Consider the following 24,988-nt stretch of genomic DNA (forward strand, 5'->3'; position numbering starts at 1 on the left):
GTGCGTGCAGACCTCAAAGGAGCTCGGCGCAACGCCTTCCGTCCCGGACCGGAAGGGCTGGCAGTGAGAGGTCGCGGGTCACGGTCAGCTGTCCCGGGCAACCCAAACACCTCTGATTGCGGACGGAGCGCCCCGGGGACGATCCGCGTCGTGACCACCAGCTCGGCCGCGACTACCGACCTCCTCGACGCCGATCGCGCCGAGGACGCGCGCCTGCGTCGCGGGCTCGGCTTCTGGGGCCTGACGGCCATCGGGTTCTCGAACATCTTCGGCTCCGGCTGGCTGTTCGCCGCGATGTATGCCGCGCAGACGGCGGGGCCGGCCGCCCTGCTGTCCTGGGTGCTGGCCGGCGCACTGTGCCTGCTCATCGCGCTCGTCATCGTCGACCTCGGCGGCACCCGGCCCGCCGGTGGCGCCACCGTCCGCTGGCCGCGGCAGAGCAACGGCCAGCTCGTCGCCTCCGTAGTCGGCGTGTCCGTGCTACTGACCGTCGGCGGGACGGCCGCGGAGGTGTCCGCGATCCTGGGCTATGCGGACCGTTACCTGCCGTGGCTGCAGTCCGGCAGCTCGCTGACCGTGCCCGGCGTGCTCGTGGCGATGGGCCTGGCCGTCCTGCTGTCGGCGCTGAACTGGTACGGCGTGAAGCTGTTCTCGTCGTTGAACAACGTCATCACCGTGGTGAAGTTCGTGGTGCCGGCGCTGACCGTCGTCGCCCTGATCGCGTCCGGCTTCCATCCCAGCCACCTGCACGACCACGGTGGCTTCGCCCCCTACGGGTACGGCGCCGTGCTCAGCGCCCTGGCCGCCGGTGGCATCGTCTACTCGGTCAACGGGTTCCAGGCCGCGGCCGACTTCTCGGGCGAGGCGCGTGACCCTCGTCGCGACGTGCCCCGTGCGATCGTCGCCGCGATCGTGCTGTCGGTGGTCGCCTACCTCCTGCTGCAGGTGGCGTTCCTGTTCGCCGTGCCGGAGTCCGCGCTCGGCCACGGCTGGAACGGCGTGAACTTCGACTCGCCGTTCGGTCAGCTGGCCCTCGTGCTGAACCTGCAGTGGCTGTCGACCTTGCTCTACGCCGACGCGGTGGTGTCCCCGGGTGGCTCCGCGTACGTCGGGGTCGCCGTGGACGCGCGGCACACCTACGCGCTGGCCGCGAACCGGGTGCTGCCGCGCTTCTTCCTCGCCGTCGAACGCCGCTCGGGCATCCCGCGGCGCGCGCTGTTGCTCAACCTGGCGGTGATCCTGGTCTTCCTGCTGCCGTTCTCCGGTTGGCAGGACATCGTCAGCGTCGTCGGCGACCTGTACCTGCTGACGTACGCGGCCGTCGCGGTGTCGGCCGCGGTGCTCGCCGAACCGGGACGACCCCCGGTGGCACGGTGGATCCCGCCGATGCGCGTGCTCGCACCGGTCAGTTTCATCGCCGCCACCGAGTTCGTGTACTGGTCCGGGTGGCACGACCTGCGGTTGGCCTTGCCGCTCACCCTCGTCGGTGTCCCGCTGTACCTCGCGACCGCCCGCAACCGGCCCGGCATTCACGTCGCCGCCGAGCTGCGCCGGGGGGCGTGGATCGTGGTGTACCTGTTGCTGCTCGTCGTTCTCTCGGCGTTGGGCAGCTTCGGCGGCCACGACGCCGTGGGCTCCCCGTGGGACACGCTTCTCGTGGCCGCGCTCGGCGCAGGCACCTACGCCGCGGCGCTGTCGTCGGGTCGTCGGATGGTGGGCACGGGCGCGGAGAACGCGGCAACCGCATGATCGTGGTGGCCGTCGGCATCGTCATGCTGGTCTGTGCCGCCGTCCTCGCCGTGGCGCTGTTCCGGAGACGCTCGGACCGGTGGGCCGCCCCCGGCGTCTACCGACCCGTGTAGGTGGCCTTGCCCGGTCCGTCGGCGAGGAACGACGAAACGGCGCCCTGGAGATCGTCACTGGCGAACAGCGCGCCGCTGACCAGCGGGGTCAGGTCGTCGGCGGCGCGCGCACCGTCGCGGGCCGCGGTCGCGGTGATCAATTTGGTCGCCGCGTGGGCCCGGGTCGGCCCGTTCGCGAGGCGCAGTACGAAGGCATGGGCGGCCTCGCGGAAGCCGTCGTCGGGCAGGACGCGGTTGACGACGTTCCAGCGCTCGAGGGTGGCGGCGTCGAACAGCTCGCCGGTGTAGATCAGCTCCCGGGCGCGCGCGGGCCCGGCACGTTCGACGAGGCGTTGCGGGCCACCCATCGACGGCGTGAGGCCGACGACGGTCTCGACCAGGCCGAACCTCGCCGACTCGGCCGCAAGGAGCAGGTCGCAGGCCAGCGAGATCTCGAAGGCGGCGGTCAGGCACAGCGCGTGCGCGGCGAAGACGGTCGGGATCGGCAGGTCCTCGAGCGCGTGGACGACCTGCAGCCAGTCACGCCACACCGCGGCACCGGACACCGCGTCGAGGGTGGCGAAGAAGTTGACGCCGACGCCGGCGGACACGGCGCGTCCCTCGGCCTGGATCAGCAGGCCGCGCGCGCCGGAGTCCGCCACCTGGCCGAGGGCGGACGCCAGTGCGTCCATCACGGCCGGCGTGAACAGGTTCAGCGGCGGCGAGTGGAACGTGACGACGGCCAGCGGGCCGTCGTAGGACAGGTCGACCGGGGTATCGGGCACAGCGCGCAATCTAGCGAGTCAGCACCACGAAGGTGCGCCCGCCGCCGCTCCACGTCTGCCCCACGCCGTACCCGGCGGCCACGGCGTACCGCCGCAGCGCGGGCAGCCCGACCGCCGACCACGCGAACGACGGGCCCACCGGCTTGCCGTTCTCGGTGAAGCAGACGTCCACCACGTCGTCGACGTCGTCCTGCGCGGTGACCTCCACGATCACCTCCCCGCCGGCCTGCAGCAGCATCCCGATGCGGTCGAGCAGGCGACGTGGATCCCCGCCGATGCCGATGTTCCCGTCCATCAGCAGCACGGTGGGCCACCGGCCCTCCCCCGGCAGTGCGCCGAACACGCTGCGCAAGAGCGCCGGGAAACCCTGGCTACGGGCCAGCGCCACCGCCGTCTCGGAGATGTCGACGCCGAGCGAGACGACGCCCCGGAAGGCGAGCGCGGAGACGAAGCGGCCCGGGCCGCACCCGACGTCAAGCACCGGTCCGGTGCAGCGGTCGAGCACCGCGTCGTCGACGGCGTCGGTGGGGGCGAGCCACCGTTCGATGTGCAGCGCTGCCGAATCCAGGGAACACGCGGTCACCGCGCCAAGGGTATGGACCGAAACCGTCGCGAACCCTTACGAGGCGATGACGGTCCGGTCGCGGCCCAGCGCTCGACTACCCCGTTCTTCAGGCCGTCCTTAGGATGATCGCCATGGCACAGGTGATGGTCGTGGACGACGACGACACGATCGCGTCCGTTCTGGTGACCTACCTCGAGAAGGCCGGGCACACGACCCGGCGCGCGGCCGACGGCCAGGCCGCGCTGGACGCGGTCGGCGAGGACCGTCCCGACCTCATGGTGCTGGACCTCATGCTGCCCAAGGTCGACGGCCTGGAGGTGTGCCGACAGGTCCGCGCGACCTGGCCGGAGCTGCCGGTCGTCATGCTCACCGCGCTCGCCGAGCCGGACGACCGCATCGCCGGGCTCGAGGTCGGCGCCGACGACTACGTCACCAAGCCCTTCTCGCCCCGCGAGGTCGTGCTGCGCGTCGACTCGGTGCTGCGCCGGGCCGGGGCCGCCGCCCCGACCGAGGCCCGGACGGTGCTGACGGCCGGCCCCATCTCGGTCGACACGGCCGCTCGCCGCGCCACCCGCGACGGCGAGGAGCTGGCCCTCACCGTGCGCGAGCTCGACCTGCTGAGCTTCCTGCTCGCCCATCCGGGTCAGGCCTTCGACCGCAAGCAGCTGATGCAGGAGGTGTGGGGCTGGACGTTCGGCGACCAGTCCACCGTCACCGTGCACGTGCGTCGGCTGCGCGAGAAGGTCGAGCAGGACCCCACCAACCCCACGCTCATCCAGACCGTCTGGGGTATCGGGTACCGCCTCGAACTGCCTGCGGACTGAGGTCGTGCCGTGAACCTCACCGCCACCAACATCCTGCTGGCCCTGCTCTGGACGGCCGTCGCCGGCGTGGGTGTGTGGTTCCTGCTGACCCCGGTGCGCCGGCGCTCGCTCACCGGGCTGCTGGTGACCACCGTGCTCACCGGCGCGGCCGCGTCCGAGGGCGCGATGTGGGGCGGCATGCACGCCATGCTCGTGCCGGACTCGAACTGGCGCTCGATGGCCGTGCTGACCGCGTTGTCGGTCGGCGTCACCGGGGCGGTGGCCTACCTGGCCGCGCGGCACTTCAGCAAGGACGCGGACGCGCTTCGTACGGCGGTGGCCGAGCTCGGCGAGGGCCGCATCCCGGCCGCCACCGGGCGCAAGCTGTCGGCCGAGAACGAGCAGGTGCGTCGTGAGCTGTTCGCGACCGCCACCGCGCTCGCCGAGACGCGCGCACGCGAGAGTGCCCTCGAGTCGTCGCGTCGGGAACTCGTGTCCTGGGTCAGTCACGACCTGCGCACTCCGTTGGCCGGCCTGCGGGCGATGGCCGAGGCGCTCGAGGACGGCGTGGTCGACGACCCGGACGCCTACTACAAGCAGATCGGCGCCTCGGTCGAGCGGCTGAACCAGATGGTCGAGGACCTGTTCGACCTGTCCCGCATCCAGGCCGGGGTGGTGTCGCACGAGCGGCAGCGCCTCTCTCTCGACGCCCTGGTGTCGGACTGCGTCGCGGCGCTCGAGCCGGTGGCTGCGGCCAAGAACATCCACCTCAGCGGCTCGGTCCTGGGCGTGACGACCGTCAACGGCAGCAAGCCCGAGCTGAACCGCGCCCTGACCAACCTGGTGGCCAACGCCATCCGGCACACCCGGGCGCGCGGGCACGTCGACGTGCAGGTCAAGGTCACCAGCATGGGCCGCGGCCCCGTGGCCGAGCTGATCGTGCGCGACGAGTGCGGCGGCATCCCCGAGGCGCAGCTGGAGCGGGTCTTCGAGGTCGGCTACCGCGGGCAGAAGGCCCGCACGACGGGCGAGATCAACCGCACCCAGCTCAACGCGGCCGGCGCCGGCCTGGGGCTGGCGATCACCCGCGGCATCGTCGAGGCGCACGCCGGCACGGTCGACGTCGCCAACACCGAGGGCGGCTGCCGGTTCCGCGTGCTGCTGCCGCTGACCGCCGCCGCCTGACCCGTCCCCCTTCTCGGGCGCTCTACGGCAGGACGTGGGTGTCGGGGAGGCCGCTGGTGTCGCCGCACACGCAATCGCCCTGCTCGACCGGCAACCGTTCCAGCATCGAGACGAGCAGGGCCCGCAGCCGCGGCAGGTTGGCCGCGAACTGCTCGAGCACCGCGCCGTGCGTGACGCCCTCCCCCGCCTCGACGCCGGCGTCGAGATCGGTGACGAGGGCCAGCGTCGTGTAACAGAGCGCCAGCTCTCGGGCCAGGCCCGCCTCGGGCATGGCCGTCATGCCGATGATCGACCACCCGTGCGACTGGAACTCCAGCGACTCGGCACGTGAGGAGAAGCGCGGCCCGTTGACGACGACGAGCGTCCCGCCGTCATGCGCCGGCTCGTCGCTGCCGGTCGCCGCCGCGTGGCCGCGCGGGCAGTACGGGTCGGCGAAGGACACGTGCCCGACGCCGGTGCCCGCGTCGAAGAACGTGTGCGCGCGACCGTGCGTGCGATCGGCGAGCTGGTCGGGCACCACGAGCGTGCCGGTGGGCAACGCGGTGGTCAGCGACCCGACGGCCGACAGCGACACGACCTGGCGCACCCCGACGGAACGCAGCGCCCAGAGGTTCGCGCGGTAGGGCACGACGTGCGGCGCGAACCGGTGGTCGGCGCCGTGACGCGGCAGGAAGGCCACCGGCCGGCCGGCCAGCGTGCCACGGGTCAGGGCGCCGGACGGCATCCCGTAGGGCGTCTCGACGACGTGTTCCTCGGGCTCGTCGAGCAGCGAGTAGAAGCCGGAGCCGCCGATGACGCCGATCGGTTCGCCCACGCTCATGCGCCTATTGTGGCTAACGAGCATCGACCGGCGGAGGCGCCCCATGGACCGCAAGCACTACGAGCCCGAGCACCAGGCGTTCGGGGAGGCATTCCGCGCGTTCGCCGACAAGGTGGTGGTCCCGAACTACCTGGACTGGGAGCGTGACGGCATCATGCCGCGCGAGGTCTTCCAGGAGGCCGGCAAGGACGGCTTCCTCGGCATGGCCGTCCCGGACCAGTACGGCGGCGGCGGGGTCGAGGACTTCCGGTTCAACCAGATCCTCGACGAGCAGATCGCCTACGCCGGCATCGGCGGAGCAGGGCTCGGCCTCTCGCTGCACAACGACATCTGCCTGCCCTACTTCCTCGCCTACACGACCGACGAGCAGAAGCAGCGCTGGCTGCCCGGGATCGCGTCCGGCGAGCTGATCACCGCTGTGGCCATGACCGAGCCCGGTGCCGGCTCCGACCTCTCCGGCATCCGCACCAGCGCCAAGCGCGACGGTGACCACTACGTCGTCAACGGCGCGAAGACCTTCATCACCAACGGCATCAACGCCGACCTCGTCATCACCGCCGTGCGCACCGGGGAGGACCGCCACAAAGGCATCTCGCTGCTCGTCCTCGAGCGTGGCATGCCCGGCTTCGAGCGCGGACGCAACCTCGACAAGCTCGGCCTGCACTCGCAGGACACCGCGGAGCTGTCGTTCTCCGACGTCCGCGTCCCGGTCGAGAACCTGCTCGGCGACGAGGGCGAGGGGTTCACCTACCTCACCGCCAAGCTGCCGCAGGAGCGCGCGTCGATCGCGGTGGCCGGTGTCGCCGAGGCGCAGGCCGCCTTCGACGAGACCGTGCGCTACGTCAAGGAGCGCAAGGCGTTCGGCACGTCGGTCGGCGCCTTCCAGAACACCAAGTTCGTGCTGTCCGACGTCGTCACCGAGATCGACGTCGCGCAGGCCTTCCTGGACCGCTGCGTCGACCGGCTCAACGACGGCGAGCTCACCGCGGCCGACGCGTCCAAGGCGAAGTACTGGTGCACCGAGCTGCAGGGACGCGTCGTGGACCGCTGCCTGCAGCTGCACGGCGGGTACGGGTTCATGAACGAGTACCCGATCGCCCGCCGCTACGCCGACGCCCGCGTCACGCGCATCTACGGCGGCACCTCGGAGATCATGAAGACCGTCATCTCCAAGTCGATCGGCCTCTAGGGCTTGCGGTTCGTCCTGGCCTCGGCGTCGCCGGCCCGGCTGGCCACGTTGCGGGCGGCCGGCGTCGATCCCGAGGTGGTCGTCAGCGGCGTCGACGAGTCGGTCGTGACCGCGGCCGACACCGGATCGCTCGTCGCCGCCCTGGCCGACCTGAAGGCACGTGCGGTCGCGGACACGATCGACGACGCGGCGATCGTGCTGGGCTGCGACTCGATGCTGGACCTCGACGGCGTGGCCCTCGGCAAGCCGGGTTCTCCGGAGGCGGCAGCGGAGCGGTGGCAGGCCATGCGCGGGCGTACCGGCACGCTGTGGACCGGTCACTGCCTGCTCGACCTCGAGCGCGACGCCTCGGTGGTCACCGCCGAGGCCACGAACGTCGCCTTCGCCGACGTCACCGACGACGAGATCGCCCGCTACACCGCCACCGGTGAACCGTCGCCGGTGGCCGGCGCGTTCACCCTGGACGGGCTGGGTGGCTGGTTCGTCGAGCGGGTGACCGGCGACCCGCACAACGTCGTCGGTGTTTCGCTGCCTCGGCTGCGACGGATGCTCGGCGAGCTCGGGCGCGACCTCACCGACGTGGGCTGGCCCGGTCGCGAACGGCGGTAGGCCGGGTAGGCCAGGGGCATGAGCAATCCCACGCAGACCTTCGCCGACGCCCTGCAGCAGCTGGAGAGCACCCGCGACGTCGACGCGTTCGTCTCGTCCGTCTTCGCCGCCGACCCGCAGCTCATCCGTCCGGAGACCGGGCAGCAGGAGCAGGGCACGTCGGGAGCACAGCGGTTCTGGCAGCAGTACCTCGACCAGTTCCAGGACATCAGCTCCACCTTCGACCGGGTGGCCGACGGCGAGGTGGGCGTGCTCGAGTGGAGCAGCAGCGGCCACCTGAGCAACGGTTCCGACATCAGTTACCGCGGTGTCAGCCTGCTCGACGTGGACGCGGACGGCCGCGTCACCCGTTTCGCCACGTACTACGACACCCAGCCGTTCACGCCGTCCTGACCGACGGGGTCGGGCGACGGCACCGATCAGGCGGTGGCGCGGGCCAGGCGGCGCAGCTGACCGGCCACGTACGGCCGCGCGCGCCGCTGGCCGCCGCGACGCCGGATCGTCCCGTCGAGCCGTTGCAGGGCCCGGACGACACGGGAGGCGTCGCTGTCCCAGCCCCGACGCTCGCATTCGGCCAGCCACTCGGCCGGGCTGACGTGCCCACGCTCGTGGTTGCACCGAGCACACGCGGCCAACTCGTTCTCGGCCCACGACGGCCCGCCCCTTCACCCGCGGCACCACGTGGTCGGTCGTCGGCGCCACCAGCGGCCCGAAGCACCGCCCGCACCAGACGCAGGTGGGGCCGTCCCGCTCGATCGCCGCACTCAGCCGGTCGCGGCGGTTGCGCGCGTCCGCCGTCTCCATACGTCGTCACGGTAGTCCGGGCTTTGGCACAGTGTGTGTCATGGACGACGAGACCAGGGCCAGGCGCGAGCGGTGCCACACCTTCATCCACGGCGACGGCCTGGTACGTCCCGTCGACCTGCTCGCGTCGATCGGCGACGACGTCGTGCCCGACGTGTACGGCGACGGCGGTGTGGTCGCCGACCTGGAAGCCGACATCGCCGAGCTCCTGGGCTTCCCGGCCGCCGTGTTCCTGCCCAGCGGGACGATGGCCCAGGCCGCGACGCTGCGGGTGCACGCTGACCAGCGGGCGCGGCGGACCGTGCTCTGGCACCCCACCTGCCACCTCGCGACCCACGAGGGCGAGGCGTACTCCCGCGTGCACGCGTTGACCGGGCGGGCCGTCGGCGGTGCGGACCGCCTGCTGACCCGTGACGACCTCGACGGCGTGGCCGAGCCGCCGGCCGCGGTGCTCTGGGAGCTGCCGCAACGGGACCTCGGCGGTCAGCTGCCGGACTGGGACGACCTCGGCGACCAGCTGGCCTGGGCAGGCGACCGGGGTGCCGCCACCCACCTCGACGGCGCCCGCCTGTGGGAGGCGAGCGCCGGGTACGGCCGCACCCCGGCGGAGATCGCGGGCCGGTTCGACACCGCCTACGTGTCGTTCTACAAGGGCATCGGGGCGCTGCCCGGGTGCTGCGTGGTCGGTTCCGAAGCGGTCGTCGGGCAGGTCCGCGAGTGGCGCAAACGCCTCGGCGGCACGTTGTTCGCGATGTGGCCCAACGCCGCGACCGCATCGGCGCGGCTGCCCGAACGGCTGGCCGAGATGCCCGCCCGTCTCGAGCACGCACGGGCGATCGCCGCGGCCCTGGCCGCCGCCCCTGGCGTCCGGATGGTTCCCGACCCGCCGCAGACACCGATGATGCATCTGCTGTTCGGCGTGACCCGCGACCGTTTCGCCGCCAACGCGCGGCGCCTCGCCGAGGAACAAGGCGTGTGGGCGTGGCCGGAGCCGATGCCGACGGGCGACCCGGACGTCGTGCGCTGCGAGCTGTCGGTAGGGCGCGCCACCTGCCTGCTCGAGCCGGCCCGCATCGCCGAGATCCTGGACGAACTGACCGCAAGCTAGCCCCACTTCCACGTGATCAACGCACGCTCCGCAGGTCCTGAACCCTGCGCCGCGCGTGTTGATCACCGCACGGTGGGACGCAGGGCTAAGAGGTCCAGATGCGCGTCGGCTCGTCGTGCCCGCGCAGCACGACCTCGCCGGCCGGCTCCCAGGCCGACCGCTCGGCCTCGCGCGCCCGGCCCAGGACGTCCTCACTCGCGAGCAGGTGCTGCCGGACCCCCTTGGCCAGCTCGGTGAGCCGGGCCGCCTCGTTGACGGCGTCGCCGATGACCGTGAACTCCAGCCGCCGCTGGGTGCCGACCTGGCCGGCGACCACGGGGCCGGCAGCGACCCCGACGCCCACCTCGACCTCGGCCATGGCGAAGACCCGGTCGCGGATCCGCCGTGCGGCGCGCAGCGCAGCCGTGGCCGGGTCGACCAGCTCGACGGGTGCGCCGAACACGCACAGCGCCGCGTCGCCCTCGAACTTGTTCAGCAGCCCGCCGTTGGCGTCGACCTCGTCGACGACGATCTCGAAGAACCGGTTCAGCATGCCGACGAACTCGGCCGGGTCCGTCTCCCGGCTGCGCTTCGTCGACCCGGTGATGTCGACGAACACGGCGACGACGTCGCGGATCTCGCCGGACAGCGTGACGCCGTCGCGCAACGCCTCCTGCGCGACCGACGACCCCACGTGCCGGCCGAACAGGTCGGTCACCCGGTCGCGCTCGCGCAACCCGGCCACCATGTCGTTGAACCCACTCTGCAGCAGGCCGATCTCACCGGCGTCGCCGACCGGCGTGCGCACCTCGAGGTCGCCGTGCCCCACGCGGTCCAGCGCCTCGACAAGGCCGCGCAGCGGGCTGCCGATGGCTCGCGCGAGCAGCGCCGTGGACAGCGCTCCGACGAGCAGCGCCACGACGCACACCACGATGCCGACGCCGATGACGTGCGTCTTGCCGCTCGGCGCGGTGAACACGAGGATCAGGCCGAGGATCGGCAGGGCACTGGTCAGCACCCAGATGAGGAGCAGCCGCCAACGCACCCCCAGCACCGGCGCGCTGCGCGGCGGCGTCGTCTCGAGCGCGAGCGCGGCCACGGGTGCGCTGACCCGCTCGACGAGCAGGTAGGTGACACCGGCCGAGCTCAGCCCGGACAGCACGATGCCGCTGGTGATCGAGACGATCCGGGTGGCCTCGAGGTCGACGAGGGCGAAGGTGACGGCCATGACCGCCGCGCCGAGTGTCCAGAGGACGACGGTGATGACCGCGAGGTCGCGGGGCATCCGTAACGCCCGCAGCGCGTCGGTGTCGTCGGGACGATCACCGCGCAGCAACCACCGCAGGGTCCGCCGCTGGACGAGGGTGGCGGAGCTGACGCCGAGCAGGACAGTGCTCGCGAGCAGCGCCAGCACCACGACGAGGATGACGTTCTGCTGGTGCGTGGTCACCTGCGAGTTGATGGCCGCGATGATCAGCGCCAGCACCACGACGCCGGCGACGTTGGCCCCGACGGCCAGCGCCGAGATCCCGCCGACGGTGCGCAGCACGAAGGGCAGGTTCGCGCCGATCTGGGCGACGTCGAGCCGGTCGTCGTCCGAACGGCGGACGTAGAGCCGGCCCGAGCGTGCTTTCACGACGTCACCGGACTCCGGGGGGCGCCCGGCGTCGGCGTCGGGAGGCGCAACCACGCGGTGATTGTTCCGCACCGCGCGGCCGGCGGCGAGCAGGACCGGCCCGCTACGGCGCCGACACGGCCTGACGCAGCCGCCGCCAGCGCTGCAGAGCGTCCTCGCGGTCGGGTTCGACGCGCCGGGTGACGACAGCCATCACGGCCGCGACCTCCTCGACCGAGGCCACGCCGCGGATGCGCACGCCGTCCGTCGCGGCAGCGGAGCGATCTCGTGGGGTGGTCATACCGGTGGGACGCCGTGCCGCTTGTCGGCGAAGCGGCGGTCCTTGCCCGCGAGCACCGCGTACCGGCGCGACAGCTCGTCGCGCAGCTCCGGGGCCTCGATGACGACGTCGAGCACCAGGTCCGCCGCGAGCCGCAAGATGTCGACGTCCTGCTCGAACTCGGCGCGACGCTCGGCCACGAAGGCCGCCCGCTCGTCCTCGTCGTCGAAGGCGGCGATGGTGTTGGCGTAGACGGCGTTCACCGCGGCCTGCGGCCCCATCACCGCGATCTTGGCCGTGGGCAGCGCGATACACACGTCGGGCATGAACCCGGGACCGTCCATCGCGTACAGCCCGGCGCCGTAGGCCTTGCGGACGATCACCGAGATTTGCGGGACGGTGGCCTCGGACACCGCGGTGATCATCTTGGCGCCGTGCCGGATGATGCCCTGCCGCTCGACCTCGCTGCCGATCATGAAGCCGGGCACGTCGGCGAGGTACAGCAGCGGGATGTTGAACGCGTCGCACAGCCAGATGAAGCGCGCACACTTGTCGGCCGAATCGACGAACAGCACGCCCCCGCGTACCGCCGAGTTGTTGGCGACGACGCCGACCGGGCGCCCGTCGATGCGGCCGAACCCGACCACGACCTCGGCGGCGAACAGCGGCTTGATCTCGAAGAACGAGTCGTCGTCGACCAGCCCGTCGATGACGCCGCGGATGTCGAAGGGCACCGACTCGTCTGCGGGCACGGTGTCGTCGGTCAGGGCGACGGCGGGAGCCCATGCCTCGAGCTCGGGCGCCGGCTCGCGCCAGCACGTCGGCAGGTAGGAGAAGAACAGCCGCGCCTGCTCGATCGCGTCCTCGTCATCGACGGCCAGGTTGTCGCCGCAACCCGAGACGGTGGCGTGCATGCGAGCGCCGCCCATCTCGTCGAGTGTGACCTTCTCGCCGACGACCATCTCGGCCATGCGCGGTGAACCGAGGTACATCGACGCGTTGCCCTCGACCATGATCACGATGTCGCAGAACGACGGGATGTACGCACCACCCGCGGCCGACGGGCCGAACAGGCAGCACATCTGGGGCACCTTGCCGGACAGCGCGACCTGGTTGCGGAAGATCCGCCCCGCGCCCCGGCGCCCCGGGAACAACGCCACCTGGTCGGTGATGCGCGCGCCGGCCGAGTCGATGAGCCAGAAGATCGGCAGCTCCTCGGACAGTGCCCGCTCGGTGACGCGGATGATCTTCTCGACGGTGCGGGCGCCCCAGGACCCGGCCTTGACCGTCGGGTCGTTGGCGACGATCAGGGCCGGACGCCCGTCCACGATGCCCTGCCCCGTGACGACGCCGTCGGCGGGCAGGCCGGTCGCGAGTGCGTTCGCCAGCTGCCCGTCCTCGACGAAGCTGCCCTCGTCGACGAGCAGCGCGATGCGGTCGCGGACATAGAGCTTGTGCTGCGCGGCGAGCTTCGCGGCCGCCTTCTCCGGCGGCGCGAGAGTCGCGTCGCGAGCAGCGGCGACGTCCTTGCTGCTGCTGGTCACTGGACGGGCAGGCCGAGGCCGCGGGCGATCAGCATGCGCTGCACCTCGGAGGTGCCCTCGCCGATCTCCAGGATCTTGGCGTCACGGTAGAAGCGGGCCACCGGGTACTCCTCCATGAACCCGTTGCCGCCGAACACCTGCGTCGCGGTGCGCGTCGCGGTCACCGCGGCCTCGGTAGCGTAGAGCTTGGCGATCGAGGCGGCCTGCTTGAGCTGGGCCGGCGGCGCGCTGGCGTCCTTCATCGCGGCGGCCTTGTAGGTCAGCAGTCGCGCGGCCTCGACGGACACGGCGAGGTCCGACAGCGCGAACGCAACGCCCTGCCGGGAGCCGATGGGGGTGCCGAACGTCGTGCGGCCCTTCGCGTAGTCGACCGAGAGGTCCAGGCAGGCCTGGGCCAGCCCGACGGCCAGCGCGGCGATGGCGATGCGGCCGTCGTCGAGCACGGCGAGGAACTGGCGGAACCCGTCGCCGCGGCGGCCGAGCAGGTTCTCCTCGGGCACCCGGCAGTCGTCGAAGGTCAGGCCGTGGGTGTCGGAGATGTGCCAGCCGAGCTTCTCGTAGGGCGGCTCGACGACGAACCCGGGCGTGCCGGACGGCACGATGATGGAGCTGATCTCGTTCTCGCCGGTGCGGGCCGTGACGGTGACGAGCGACGTCATGTCGGTGCCGGAGTTGGTGATGAACGCCTTGGCGCCGTTGAGCGTCCACTGCCCGTCGGCGAGCACGGCCCGGGTGCGGGTGGCGCCGGCGTCGGAGCCCGCTTCGGGCTCGGTGAGGCCGAACCCGGCCAGGGCCCGGCCGGCGACGAGGTCGGGGAGCCACGTCTGCTTCTGCTCGTCCGTGCCGTAGGTGAGGATCGGGTTGATGCCGAGCCCGACGCCCGCCTCGAGGGTGATGCCGATCGACTGATCCACGCGGCCGAGCTCCTCGATCGCCACGCAGAGGCTGGTGAAGTCGCCACCCGCGCCGCCGAACTCCTCGGGCACGACCAGGCCGAACAGGCCGAGCTCGCCCATCTGCCGCACGACGTCCAGCGGCAGGTACTTGTCGCGGTCCCACCGGGCCACGTGCGGGGCGACCTCGCGCTCGGCGAAGTCGCGCACGACCTTGCGGAAGTTCTCGTGGTCGTCGCTCAGTGCGAAGCTCGTCATGCCCGGCTCCTTCGTGCGGCGGCCCTGCCGGCGCCGCCTTGACGTTCACGTAAAGGTAAGGCCACCATAACGGCATGACCGCCACCGGCACCAGCCACAGCCCGATCGAGGGCGACACCCGGACCTGGACGGTCGGGCAGCTGGCCGACGAGCTCGGCGTCACCACGCGCACGCTGCGGCACTGGGAGGCCGAGGGCCTGCTGTCCCCGTCCCGGGTGGGCGCGAACCGGGTCTACGGGGTGCGGGACCGCGCCCGGCTACGGCTGATCCTGCGTGGACGGCGCTTCGGGATGACGGTGGCCGAGTGCCGCGAGATCGTCGACATGTACGACGGCGCCACGTCCTCGGAACGGCGGCAGCTGACCACGCTGCTCGGCCGGCTCGACGAGATCGCCGACGACCTCACCCGCCGTCGCGCCGACCTCGACCGCACCCTCGCCGAGGTGACCGACGTGGCCGCCCAGTGCCGCGACCGCCTCGCCGAGCTGGCCTGACACCGCCCACCCATCCCGAGTTGTCCGCGCCAGCGCTCGTTCTGACTCCTCGTAGCGCGGACAACTCGGGGACGCGCGCCTACGTGTCCGCGCTCAGACCTGCCGGGACCCGACCGGGCGCGGACAACTCGGGAACGGGCAGGCGGTGCCGGCGGTCGTAACCGACCGACAGCGCGGCGACGCCCAGCCCCAGCAGGGCCATGAGGACCGCGACCCCGTTCGGTGACGAGTAGCCCCACCCGAAGCCGATGGCCAGTCCGCCGAGCCAGGCGCCGATCGAGTTGGCGATATTGAACGCGGCGTGGATCGACGCCGCCGCGAGGTTGGGCGCTCCGCCGGCGAGGGTGACGATGCGTGACTGGATGGCCGGCAGCACGGCCAGGCTCGTGAACGGGAACGCGAAGATGGTGAACGCCGCCGCGATCTTGTTGTGCGAGGTCACCAGGAAGATTGCGGCGACCACGGCCTCGGCGCTGAGCGCACCGAAGATCGTCGGCATCAGCGCGCGGTCGGCCAGCCGCGCCCCGACGATGTTGCCGGCCGTCATACCCAACCCGAACAGCACGAGCAGCCAGGTCACCGACGACTCCGCGTAACCCGCGACGTGCGTCATCATCGGCGTGATGTAGCTGAAGGTCGCGAACATGGCCCCGCCGCCGATGGTGGCCACGCCGAGCGCCAGCCACACCGGCGGCGTCGCGAAGACGGCGACCTCGCGGCGCAGCGCGTCGCGGCCGTGGTGCTCGACCGGCACCCTGGTGACGAACAGGGCGATGAGCACGACGGACAGCAGCTCGACCACGGCGACGCCGACGAACACGACGCGCCAGCTGGCCTGCTGGCCGACGTAGGTCGTGACCGGGACGCCGACGATGTTCGCGGTGGTCAGGCCGGCGAACACGACGGCCATGGCCTGGCTGCGCCGTTCCGGGGTGACGAGGCGGGAGGCCACCACCGAGGCCACGCCGAAGAACGCCCCGTGCGGCAGCCCGGCCAGGAAGCGCAGGACCAGCACCGACGCGAAGTTCGGGGCGAGCGCGGAGCCCAGGTTGCCCACGGCCAGCGCCACGGCCAGCCCGATCAACAGGCCCTTGCGCGGCAGGTGCGAGGTGAACGCGGTGACGGCCGGTGCGCCGACGACGACGCCCAGGGCGTAGGCGGAGATGAGGTAGCCGCCGTGCGGGATGGACGTGTGCAGGTCGCCCGCCACGTTCGGCAGCAGGCCGAGCATGACGAACTCACCGGTGCCGATGCCGAAGCCGGCGAGCGCCAGCGACAGCAGGGCGCGGCGGGTCGGGCTGAGGACGGGCATGGCGGACCTTCGGTGGACGGCTCGGACGGACCAGTACAACCGTAAGCGGTTACGGCGATGTTCCCGAACGGTGCCGATGCGCGCCAGGTCACGAACGCGGGCAGCCGCGTGACCCATCTCGCCGACAAGGCCCGTCCGGCGGGGCCGGCGCGCCCGGTAATCTCCGGCCCGAGGCGTTGTGAGCCTGCCCGGACGGGCAGGGCCAGGCGGGAGCATCACCGTCCCGCACCGAGAACTGGAGGCTGGACCGTGCAGAAGGTGCTCATCGCGAACCGGGGCGAGATCGCGGTCCGGGTCATCCGGGCCTGCCGCGACGCCGGCTACACCTCGGTGGCCGTCTACGCCGAGCCCGACCGCGACGCCCTGCACGTCCGCGAGGCCGACGAGGCCTTCGCCCTGGGCGGCACCACGCCCGGCGACTCCTACCTCGTCATCGACAAGATCATCGAGGCCTGCACGAAGTCCGGCGCCGACGCCGTGCACCCCGGCTACGGCTTCCTGAGCGAGAACGCCGACTTCGCCCAGGCGGTCCTGGACACCGGGCTGACCTGGATCGGGCCGTCGCCGCAGTCCATCCGCGACCTCGGCGACAAGGCCGTGGCCCGGCACATCGCCGCCCGCGCCGGCGCCCCGCTCGTGGCCGGCACCAAGGACCCGGTGGCCGGCGCCGACGAGGTCGTCGCCTTCGCCGAGGAGCACGGCCTGCCCATCGCCATCAAGGCCGTCTACGGCGGTGGCGGACGCGGCATGAAGATCGCCCGCGAGATGGACGAGGTCGAGGAGCTGTACAACTCCGCCGTCCGCGAGGCCGTCTCCGCGTTCGGGCGCGGCGAGTGCTTCGTCGAGCGCTACCTCGACCGTTCGCGCCACGTCGAGGCCCAGGTGCTGGCCGACCAGCACGGCAACGTGATCGTCGTCGGCACCCGCGACTGCTCGTTGCAGCGCCGCAACCAGAAGCTGGTCGAGGAGGCGCCCGCCCCGTACCTCACCGACGACCAGCGCGCCCGCATCCACGAGAGCGCCAAGGCCATCTGCCGCGAGGCCGACTACTACGGCGCCGGCACGGTCGAGTACCTCGTCGGCAACGACGGCGTCATCAGCTTCCTCGAGGTCAACACCCGCCTGCAGGTCGAGCACCCCGTCACCGAGGAGACGTCGGGCATCGACCTCGTCCGCGAGCAGTTCCGCATCGCCGACGGCGAGAAGCTGCGCATCACCGAGGACCCGACGCCCCGCGGCCACGCCTTCGAGTTCCGGATCAACGGCGAGGACCCGGGCCGCAACTTCCTGCCCGCACCCGGAACGGTCACCAAGTACGTCGAGCCCGGCGGCCCCGGCGTGCGCGTCGATTCCGGCATCGACGGGACGTCGGTCATCGGCGGGGCGTTCGACTCGCTGCTGGCCAAGCTGATCGTCACCGGCGAGAACCGCCTCGAGGCCCTGGAACGGGCCCGCCGCGCGCTCGACGAGTTCGTCGTCGAAGGCATGGCCACCGCGTTGCCCTTCCACCGTGCCGCGGTGCGCGACCCCGCCTTCGCCACGCCCGACGACGAACCGTTCACGATCTTCACGCAGTGGATCGAGAAGGAGTTCGACAACCGCATCGAGCCCTTCGCCGGCGGCGCCGGCGCCGAGGACGACGCGGCCGAGCGCGAGACCGTCGTCGTGGAGGTCGGCGGCAAACGCCTCGAGGTGTCGCTGCCCGCGGGCTTCGGCGGCGGCGGTGGCGCAGGCGGCGCACGGAAGGCGGCACCGAAGCGCTCGGCCGGCAAGAAGTCCGGCGCGGCCGCGTCCGGCGACTCGCTCACCGCCCCCATGCAGGGCACGATCGTCAAGGTCGCGGTCTCCGACGGCGACACCGTCGAGGCCGGTCAAGCGATCGTCGTGCTCGAGGCCATGAAGATGGAACAGCCCATCAACGCGCACAAGGCCGGCACCGTCACCGGTCTGCAGGCCGAGGTCGGCGCGGTGGTCACGTCCGGCTCGGTGCTCTGCGAGATCAAGGACTGACGCGAGTCTCGTCAGGATCTTGTTAGCCAGCATTTCGTGAGGTAAACAAACGATGGCACATGCCCCGGTGTGCCCCATTCCCCCCTTTTGGGAGTTCCGTTGACCTCTCGTCGACTCCTCGGTTGGGCTGCCCTGCTCACCGTCCCCGCCACCTCGATCGCCTTCGCGAGTGCCGCGTTCGCCGCGCCCGCGAGCCCGACCACGTCCGACACCCCCGCGCACAGCGCACCCGCCCCGGCCGTGAGCGGAGCAGCGTCGGGCGGCGCCGTCATCGTCGAGCTCCGCAACCAGTACCCGGGCCTCAAGCTGCGCGCGCAGGGCCCGGCCCGGCGTGCGGCCACTCGGGCCGACCAGAAGTCGATCGTCGCCGACATCAGGAGTCACGGCGGCTCGGGAGTCACCCAGCTGGTCAGCGTCAACGCGGTGGCCGCGACCATGAGCGCCGCGGAGGTGGCGCGCCTGCGGACGAACCCGGCCGTCAAGCAGATCACCCCCGACTCGACCGAGTCGGTCCAGCTGGTCGCGTCTACGCCGACCGAACCCACCCCACCCAAGCTGTCGTCCAAGCTGTGCCCGACGAACCCGAAGAAGCCGCTGCTCGAGCCCGAGGCACTGGCCGACACCCACGACTACACGGGCAAGGCCAACGACCCCGACCAGGCCGCGTCCATCGCCACGGGCAAGGGCGTGATCGTCGCCAACGACGGCATCAACGAGCTGGCCGGCAACCCGAACTTCCAGCGCGCCGACGGCTCGCACGTCGTCCTGGACGCCCCCGACTACACCGCGGACGACAGTGACGGCGAGTACTACGGCGACGCGTCCTCCATCGCCGCGCAGGGCCTCGTCACCTACGACTACTCCAAGGAGCTGCCGTACTCCGGCCTGCCGGCCGGTTGCACGTTCCGGATCAAGGGCCTTGCCCCGGACGCCTCGCTGGTCGACACCACCGGGATCGACACCCCGACCAACGCGTCCGGCTTCCGCGTCGAGAGCGAGTCGCAGATCGTCGCCGGCATCGACCGCGCGGTGATCGTCGAGTACGCCGACATCATCAGCGAGTCCTACGGTTACTCGCAGCGCCCGGGCAACTACGCCATCCACTACGCCGCGAACGACGCCGCGATCGCGGCCGGCGTCACGGTCACGGTGTCCTCGGGTGACAGCGGCGTGTCCGGAACGGTGTCCTCGCCGGCCACCGACCCACAGGTGATCGCCGTCGGCGCGACCAACACGTTGCGGCTCAACGCCCAGGCCTACGGCTACACCAAGTGGACGAACGACAACATCACCCCGCTGTCGTCCGGCGGCACCGCGCCGAACAACCGGGTCGTCGACCTGGTGGCCCCGGGTTACGGCGGTGAGGCCGCGTGCAGTCCGAGCGGCAGCGACTGCCCCGAGAACACGATCACCGAGGCGTTCGGCGGTACGAGTGAGGCCTGCCCGATCGTGGCGGCCGCGGCCGCCGACGTCATCCAGGCCTACGCCGACACCCACGGCGGCACCAAGCCCACCCCGGCGCTGGTCAAGCAGCTGCTGACCGGCACGGCCACCGACATCGGCGCGCCCGCCGACGAGCAGGGCGCCGGACTGGTCGACGTCTACCGCGCGGTGCGCGCGGCCCAGCAGACGGCGGGCAGCACCGCTCCGGCCCAGAAGTCGGACGCGAACAGCCTGGTGGCGACGCCGACGCAGCTGGACACGGTCGGCACGGGCGGCTCGTCGAGCACGCAGCACGTCAGCCTGTACAACGCGAGCACCAAGGCCACCAAGGTCACGCCGACGACCCGCACCCTGGGCGCGGCGTCGCAACTCGGCAAGACGGTCACCGAGGCGGTCAGCGCGCCGGACCCGAGTGCCGCCGTCCCCGCCGAGGGCGCCACCGCGGCGCCGGCGGTGACCTTCACCGTCCCGAAGGGCCTGGACCGGCTCAACGCCGACATGATCGTCCCCGACCCGACGAACTCGGCGATCCTGTCGTTCACGCTCGTCGACCCGAAGGGACGACTGACCCAGGTGTCCTACGACTACGGCACCGGGCCCACCAGGACGGGACAGACGATCGGCACCACGCCGAACATCCAGCACGTGGAGGTGACCGCCCCCGCCGCCGGGAAGTGGACGGCCAAGATTCTCTGGGCCAACGGACGCGCCCACCTGCAGGACCTGCCGAACGTGCCGGGCACCTACCGTGGCGACGTCTCGTTCCGCACCACGGGCCAGCACTACGTCCTGACGTCGGCCGGGCCCGCGGTGCGGATCCCGGCGCATTCCAGCGCCGATGTCGCGGTGCCGGTGACGTTCCCGAAGGCCCCGGGTGACCACCCCGAGACCGTCCAGTTCATCGGCAGCACGGGTGCGGCGCTGGCCTACCCGGTCGCCCGTCGCACGCTCGTCCCGTCGACGGGAGGGACGTTCACCACCAAGATCACCAGCACGGTGGGTCGTGGCGTAGGACAGATCAGCACCTACGACCTCGACGTCCCGGCCGGCAAGAAGGACCTCGACGTCGACTTCCGCACCGCCGACGCGAGCCCGGACAACAAGTACACGTTCTACCTGCTGAGCCCGAGCGGGACGGTGGTCGCGCAGGACAGCACGCCCACCACGACGCTGCAGGGCATCGGGTCCGACGCCCCCAAGGCGATGGCCTCGTTGTTCGCCGCCGCCCCGGTGGCCGGGCGGTGGGAGATCGACGTCGAGCTCAATCTGACGGTGTCGGGCAAGGAGTTCGAGCAGACGGTCAAGGGCGACGTGGGGTACGACCAGGGCTCGGTGTCGGTGTACTCGCTGCCGACCACGGCGTCCACCACGATCGCGTCGAACGCCACCCGGGCGGTAAGTCTCGGCGTCAAGAACCCGACCGGGACCGGTCGCTCGTTCAGCCTGGTCTCGTCGAACGGCGAGCTGACCAGCACCCCCGTGTACATCCCGGCCGGGGCGACCGCCCTGGTCACGGGCACGATCACGCCGAAGGCCGCGGTCGGCACCACGGTCACGGGCACGATTTCGGTCGTGAGCAACACCAGCTCGACGGCGCGAGGGTTCACCACCCAGACGATCGCGTCACTGCCCTACAGCTACACCGTCGTCAGCCCTCCGGCCTGACGTTCGCGGTATCGGTGGTGACAGCGCCGGAACGTCCCACGGGGCGTTCCGGCGCTGTTCGTCGTGCGGGGCCGGCGTTCGGTTCTCGCGCTCGGCCCGGCTCGTGCTACTTCGCTCGCTTCGCGAGAATGCGGTCGATCATCTCGCCGCGACGACGGGCCAGCGTGGCCATCTCGTCGGTGCGCCGGCGCACGTCGTCCGCGTCGGCGGAGCCGGTGAACACCATCGCCCAACCGCCGTCGCCCTCGAGCTCGGGAATGCGTTCGACGAGCCGTTCCTGCTCGACGTGGTGGGTGCCCGAGAACGCGTGACCGTCGTCGACCACCGCGACCAGCACGTGGCCGTCGGGCAGGTCGGGCAGCGCCTGCACGATGTGCTCGGCGTGCTCGGCGAACACCGCTGCCGCGTCCACGGTCCGACCGGCCCGCGAGCGGGCCTCGGGTGACGTATCGCCGTGCATGGCCATGGGGAGCTCCTTCGGGATCGCAGGGTCAGGTGAGGTCGTCGTGCAGCATGAGCCGACGCGCGGCCTCGGCGATCGAGCCCGTCAACGCCGGATAGACGCCGATCGTTCCCGCCAGGTCGTTGACGGTGAGCCCGCGCTGCACGGCCAGGGTGAGCGGGTAGATCAGCTCCGAGGCTCCCGGTGCCACCACGACGGCTCCGATCACCGCGCCGGTCGCGTGCCGGCAGTAGATCTTCACGAAGCCTTCCTGGTGGCCCTGCATCTTGGCGCGCGCGTTGGTGCCCAGCGGCAGCGTCACCGAACGAGCAGGAACCTCGCCGGACGCGATCGCCGCGGAACCGATGCCCACCGTCGCGATCTCGGGGTTGGTGAAGATGTTGGCCGCCACCGTCTTCAGGCGCAGCGGGGAGACGGCCTCGCCGAGCGCGTGCCACATCGCGATGCGGCCCTGCATGCCGGCCACCGAGGCCAGCAGCAGCACGCCGGTGCAGTCGCCGGCGGCGTAGATCGACGGCACGCTCGTGCGCGAGACCCGGTCGACGCCGATGTAGCCGCGCTCGTCGAGGTCGACGCCGACGTGGTCGAGGCCGAGGCCGTCGGTGTTCGGCACCGAGCCGACGCACATGAGCGCGTGCGAACCGATGACCTCGCGACCGTCGAGGAGCGACACGACGACACCGTCGTCGGTGCGCCGCACCCCTGCCGCACGTGCCTGCTTGACCAGCGTGCCGCCACGCTGGGTGAAGACCTTCTCGATGACGTCGGCGGCGTCGGCGTCCTCGTTGGGCAGCACGCGGTCGCGGCTGGACACCAGCGTCACCGGCACGCCGATCTCGCTGTAGCCGCTGGCGAACTCGGCACCGGTGACGCCGGACCCGACGACGATCAGGTGCTCGGGCACGTCGGCGAGGTCGTACATATCGCGCCACGACAGGATGCGCTCGCCGTCGGGCACCGCGGTGGGCAGGACGCGCGGGGTGCCGCCGGTGGCCAGCAGCACCACGTCGGCGTCGAGCGTGTCGACCACCGCGCCGCCGTCGTCGAGCACCTCGAGGCGGTGGGCGCGCGACGTCTGCTCCGCGGCGAAGCGCCCGCGGCCGGGCAGGACGGTGACGCCCTCACGGACCAGGCGCTTGGCGATGTCGTCGGACTGCTGGCGAGCCAGGTCCTTGATGCGTCCGTCGACGGTGGTGATGTCGACGAGCACGTCGCCCGAGCTGCCCACCCCGACCCGCGGGGCGTCCCGGAGGGCCGTGACCCGGTCGCTCGTGGCGATGAGGGTCTTGCTGGGCACGCAGTCGGTGAGCACGCAGGCCCCGCCGATGCCGTCGCGGTCGACGACCGTGACCTGGGCACCGAGCTGGGCCGCGACCAGGGCCGACTCGTACCCGGCCGGGCCGCCGCCGACGATCACGATGCGCATCACCAGACCATTGTCCCCGTACACCCCGCCAGGTCGGTACGCTCCCCCGGACTGGTCCGCCGTACGAGCTGTCCGGGCTCGGCGCGACGGGGTGAGGAGCACGGTGAGCGGTTCGTCCGGCGGGCTGTACGCGGCGTACGGCTCCAACATGGACCCCGAGCAGATGCTCGAGCGGTGCCCGCACTCACCCGCCGCCGGCACCGGGTGGCTCACTGGTTGGCGCCTGACCTTCGGCGCCGAGGAGCACGGGTGGGACGGCGCGCTGCCGATGATCGTCCCGGACGCCGGCGACCCGGGCGGTGACGAGCCTCCCGGTCAGGTCTTCGTCGCGCTGTACGAGGTGTCGACCCAGGATCTCGCCGTCCTGGACTCCTGGGAGGGCGCCGACACCGGGCTGTACAGCCGGATCAAGATCCGTGTGTCGACGCTGGAGGGCGATGTGCTGGCGTCCGCCTACATCCTGGACGGCTACGAGGGCGGCCTGCCCTCGGCCCGCATGATCGGGCTGATGGCCGACGCCGCGGAGGCCGCGGGCGCGCCCGACACCTACGTCGCCGACCTGCGGGCACGACCCTGCCGCTCGCTCGGCGAGTAGGCGCCCACGTTCCCGCCCGAGTTGTCCGCGTCCGCACGAGTCAGGACGCGACGACGCGCGGACAAGTCGATGAGGTGCGAGAAGTTGTCCGCGGTTACCCGAGCCAGGACGCGACGAAGCGCGGACAACCCGGGGTGTGGCAGTTGGCTCAGAGCGCCGCGAGCGCGGTGTGCGCCAGCGCCACCGTGTAGTCGACGCCGGCCGCCAAGGCCCGTTCGTCGATGTCGAACGTGCCCTGGTGCAGGTCGAAGGACGCGCCACCCGGCGGGCAGACGCCGAGGCGGGCGAGGGCTCCCGGCACCTTGTCCAGGTACCAGGCGAAGTCCTCGCCGCCCATGCTCTGCTCGGTACCGGTGAGCGCATCCTCGCCGAGGGCGGTGAGGACCGCGGTCCGTTGCACGGCGACGGCGGGCGGGTCGTTGATGACGGGCGGCACGCCGCGGGTGTACGTGGTCACGGCCTGCACCCCGGACGGTGCGACCACCTGTGCCACCAGGCTCTCCAGCAGCGGCTTGGCGTCGTCCCAGGCGTCGCGGTCGAAGACGCGCAGGGTGCCGCGCAGCCGCCCGGACATCGGTATGGCGTTGGCGGCCCGGCCGGCCTCGACGGCACCCCACACCAGCGACAGTGCCGACCGGGGATCGACGCGGCGGGACAGCACGGCGGGCAGCTCGGTGATCAGCAGGCCCAGCGCGAACACGACGTCCTGGGTCAGGTGCGGCCGCGCCGTGTGGCCACCGGTGCCGCTGAGCTGCACCTCGACCTGGTCGCAGGCGGCGGTGATCGGCCCGACGCGGAGCCCGATCTGCCCCGTCGCGATGCGCGGGTCGCAGTGCAGGGCGAAGATCTGCGCGACGTCGTCCAGCACGCCCGCGGCCATGGCCACCGGCGCGCCCCCGGGCACCGTCTCCTCGGCGGGCTGGAAGACCAGACGCACCCGACCCGCCGGCGGCTCGGCGGCGAGGGCGGCCGCGGCGCCGAGCAGGATCGCCGTGTGCGCGTCGTGCCCGCACCCGTGACACACCCCGTCGACCGTCGAGCGGTAGGGCACGTCCTTCTCGTCGGGGATGGGCAGCGCGTCGATGTCGGCCCGCAGCGCGACGACCGGCCCGCCGTTGTTCTCACCCACCTCGCACACGACGCCCGTTCCGCGCGGCAACACCTCCGGCCGCAGCCCGGCGTCGCGGAGCACGTCGACGATCAGCCCGGTGGTGCGGTGCTCGGCGAAGGCGAGCTCGGGGTGACGATGCAGATCGCGCCGCAACCCCACGACGTCGATCCCTGTCACAGCCTCGCTCCGCT

At 71.8% G+C, this 24,988-nt stretch carries 23 protein-coding genes; 11 read left to right on the top strand and 12 right to left on the bottom strand.

Going from position 1 to position 24,988, the window contains the following annotated elements:
• The first annotated feature begins 150 nt into the window (after window positions 1-150).
• Window positions 151-1,749 carry an APC family permease gene (locus ACFFCA_RS00340; protein WP_375480919.1) on the top strand — a complete coding sequence of 533 codons (1,599 nt, stop codon included), beginning with the start codon at window positions 151-153 and terminating at the stop codon, window positions 1,747-1,749.
• A 97-nt stretch (window positions 1,750-1,846) separates the two neighbouring features.
• Here the strand turns inward: ACFFCA_RS00340 and ACFFCA_RS00345 are convergent, their stop codons facing one another.
• Window positions 1,847-2,626: an enoyl-CoA hydratase/isomerase family protein gene (locus ACFFCA_RS00345; RefSeq protein ID WP_375480920.1), complete on the bottom strand. Its 780-nt coding sequence runs from the start codon at window positions 2,624-2,626 to the stop codon at window positions 1,847-1,849.
• A gap of 10 nt (window positions 2,627-2,636) precedes the next feature.
• Entirely contained in the window at window positions 2,637-3,209 is a 573-nt protein-coding gene (locus ACFFCA_RS00350) for a methyltransferase domain-containing protein (protein ID WP_375480921.1), read from the bottom strand.
• A 113-nt stretch (window positions 3,210-3,322) separates the two neighbouring features.
• Here ACFFCA_RS00350 and ACFFCA_RS00355 point away from each other — a divergent pair, with 113 nt between their 5' ends.
• Both ACFFCA_RS00355 and ACFFCA_RS00360 read left to right on the top strand, forming a co-directional pair.
• A complete protein-coding gene (locus ACFFCA_RS00355; protein WP_375480922.1) occupies window positions 3,323-4,015 on the top strand; it encodes a response regulator transcription factor in 693 nt (230 codons plus the stop codon).
• Between the two features lie 9 nt (window positions 4,016-4,024).
• On the top strand, window positions 4,025-5,179 hold the full coding sequence (locus ACFFCA_RS00360) for a sensor histidine kinase (RefSeq protein WP_375480923.1): 1,155 nt from the start codon (window positions 4,025-4,027) through the stop codon (window positions 5,177-5,179).
• 22 nt (window positions 5,180-5,201) lie between these two features.
• Here ACFFCA_RS00360 and ACFFCA_RS00365 read toward each other — a convergent pair whose 3' ends face one another.
• A complete protein-coding gene (locus ACFFCA_RS00365) occupies window positions 5,202-5,999 on the bottom strand; it encodes an S-methyl-5'-thioadenosine phosphorylase (protein WP_375480924.1) in 798 nt (265 codons plus the stop codon).
• A 43-nt stretch (window positions 6,000-6,042) separates the two neighbouring features.
• Here ACFFCA_RS00365 and ACFFCA_RS00370 point away from each other — a divergent pair, with 43 nt between their 5' ends.
• The 3 genes from ACFFCA_RS00370 to ACFFCA_RS00380 are packed head-to-tail and all read left to right on the top strand — an operon-like array spanning window position 6,043 to window position 8,190.
• Window positions 6,043-7,188, top strand: a complete 1,146-nt coding sequence (locus ACFFCA_RS00370; protein ID WP_375480925.1) for an acyl-CoA dehydrogenase family protein — start codon at window positions 6,043-6,045, stop codon at window positions 7,186-7,188.
• A 3-nt stretch (window positions 7,189-7,191) separates the two neighbouring features.
• Window positions 7,192-7,797, top strand: a complete 606-nt coding sequence (locus tag ACFFCA_RS00375; protein ID WP_375480926.1) for a Maf family protein — start codon at window positions 7,192-7,194, stop codon at window positions 7,795-7,797.
• Window positions 7,798-7,815: 18 nt separating this feature from the next.
• The gene (locus ACFFCA_RS00380) at window positions 7,816-8,190 is read left to right on the top strand and encodes a nuclear transport factor 2 family protein (protein ID WP_375480927.1); all 375 of its coding nucleotides are present in this window, start codon (window positions 7,816-7,818) and stop codon (window positions 8,188-8,190) included.
• A gap of 26 nt (window positions 8,191-8,216) precedes the next feature.
• Here ACFFCA_RS00380 and ACFFCA_RS00385 read toward each other — a convergent pair whose 3' ends face one another.
• Complete coding sequence (locus ACFFCA_RS00385) at window positions 8,217-8,432, bottom strand: hypothetical protein (RefSeq protein WP_375480928.1); 216 nt, start codon at window positions 8,430-8,432, stop codon at window positions 8,217-8,219.
• 209 nt (window positions 8,433-8,641) lie between these two features.
• Here ACFFCA_RS00385 and ACFFCA_RS00390 point away from each other — a divergent pair, with 209 nt between their 5' ends.
• A complete protein-coding gene (locus ACFFCA_RS00390; protein ID WP_375480929.1) occupies window positions 8,642-9,709 on the top strand; it encodes a threonine aldolase family protein in 1,068 nt (355 codons plus the stop codon).
• Between the two features lie 85 nt (window positions 9,710-9,794).
• On the opposite strand, the gene ACFFCA_RS00395 is transcribed toward ACFFCA_RS00390, so the two are convergent.
• From ACFFCA_RS00395 to ACFFCA_RS00410, 4 genes are read right to left on the bottom strand one after another with little or no spacing between them, the layout of a single operon-like run.
• Window positions 9,795-11,378, bottom strand: coding sequence for an adenylate/guanylate cyclase domain-containing protein (locus tag ACFFCA_RS00395; RefSeq protein WP_375480930.1), 1,584 nt, complete (start codon window positions 11,376-11,378; stop codon window positions 9,795-9,797).
• Window positions 11,379-11,427: 49 nt separating this feature from the next.
• A complete protein-coding gene (locus tag ACFFCA_RS00400; RefSeq protein ID WP_375480931.1) occupies window positions 11,428-11,604 on the bottom strand; it encodes a hypothetical protein in 177 nt (58 codons plus the stop codon).
• Window positions 11,601-13,127: an acyl-CoA carboxylase subunit beta gene (locus tag ACFFCA_RS00405; RefSeq protein WP_375480932.1), complete on the bottom strand. Its 1,527-nt coding sequence runs from the start codon at window positions 13,125-13,127 to the stop codon at window positions 11,601-11,603. Before ACFFCA_RS00405 ends, ACFFCA_RS00400 begins: the two co-directional genes overlap by 4 nt.
• Window positions 13,124-14,278: an acyl-CoA dehydrogenase family protein gene (locus ACFFCA_RS00410; protein WP_375480933.1), complete on the bottom strand. Its 1,155-nt coding sequence runs from the start codon at window positions 14,276-14,278 to the stop codon at window positions 13,124-13,126. The genes ACFFCA_RS00405 and ACFFCA_RS00410 overlap by 4 nt, the downstream gene beginning before the upstream one ends.
• A gap of 74 nt (window positions 14,279-14,352) precedes the next feature.
• On the opposite strand from ACFFCA_RS00410, the gene ACFFCA_RS00415 reads away from it, so the two are divergent.
• Window positions 14,353-14,772, top strand: coding sequence for a MerR family transcriptional regulator (locus ACFFCA_RS00415; protein WP_375480934.1), 420 nt, complete (start codon window positions 14,353-14,355; stop codon window positions 14,770-14,772).
• A gap of 79 nt (window positions 14,773-14,851) precedes the next feature.
• On the opposite strand, the gene ACFFCA_RS00420 is transcribed toward ACFFCA_RS00415, so the two are convergent.
• Window positions 14,852-16,084, bottom strand: a complete 1,233-nt coding sequence (locus ACFFCA_RS00420; protein WP_375480935.1) for an MFS transporter — start codon at window positions 16,082-16,084, stop codon at window positions 14,852-14,854.
• A gap of 249 nt (window positions 16,085-16,333) precedes the next feature.
• Here ACFFCA_RS00420 and ACFFCA_RS00425 point away from each other — a divergent pair, with 249 nt between their 5' ends.
• Together ACFFCA_RS00425 and ACFFCA_RS00430 are read left to right on the top strand one after the other, a co-directional pair.
• Window positions 16,334-18,094 (top strand): acetyl/propionyl/methylcrotonyl-CoA carboxylase subunit alpha, encoded by a 1,761-nt coding sequence (locus ACFFCA_RS00425; protein WP_375480936.1) that lies wholly within the window; start codon window positions 16,334-16,336, stop codon window positions 18,092-18,094.
• A gap of 99 nt (window positions 18,095-18,193) precedes the next feature.
• Entirely contained in the window at window positions 18,194-21,202 is a 3,009-nt protein-coding gene (locus ACFFCA_RS00430) for a peptidase (protein ID WP_375480937.1), read from the top strand.
• A gap of 106 nt (window positions 21,203-21,308) precedes the next feature.
• On the opposite strand, the gene ACFFCA_RS00435 is transcribed toward ACFFCA_RS00430, so the two are convergent.
• Window positions 21,309-21,668: a hypothetical protein gene (locus tag ACFFCA_RS00435; RefSeq protein WP_375480938.1), complete on the bottom strand. Its 360-nt coding sequence runs from the start codon at window positions 21,666-21,668 to the stop codon at window positions 21,309-21,311.
• A 25-nt stretch (window positions 21,669-21,693) separates the two neighbouring features.
• Complete coding sequence (locus ACFFCA_RS00440; protein ID WP_375480939.1) at window positions 21,694-23,094, bottom strand: NAD(P)H-quinone dehydrogenase; 1,401 nt, start codon at window positions 23,092-23,094, stop codon at window positions 21,694-21,696.
• Between the two features lie 100 nt (window positions 23,095-23,194).
• On the opposite strand from ACFFCA_RS00440, the gene ACFFCA_RS00445 reads away from it, so the two are divergent.
• On the top strand, window positions 23,195-23,686 hold the full coding sequence (locus tag ACFFCA_RS00445; RefSeq protein WP_375480940.1) for a gamma-glutamylcyclotransferase family protein: 492 nt from the start codon (window positions 23,195-23,197) through the stop codon (window positions 23,684-23,686).
• Window positions 23,687-23,834: 148 nt separating this feature from the next.
• Here ACFFCA_RS00445 and ACFFCA_RS00450 read toward each other — a convergent pair whose 3' ends face one another.
• The gene (locus tag ACFFCA_RS00450) at window positions 23,835-24,974 is read right to left on the bottom strand and encodes an amidohydrolase (protein WP_375481042.1); all 1,140 of its coding nucleotides are present in this window, start codon (window positions 24,972-24,974) and stop codon (window positions 23,835-23,837) included.
• Window positions 24,975-24,988 lie beyond the last annotated feature (14 nt).

It is taken from the genome of uncultured Jatrophihabitans sp., from assembly GCF_964252635.1.
In the GTDB taxonomy this organism is placed as follows: domain Bacteria; phylum Actinomycetota; class Actinomycetes; order Mycobacteriales; family Jatrophihabitantaceae; genus Jatrophihabitans.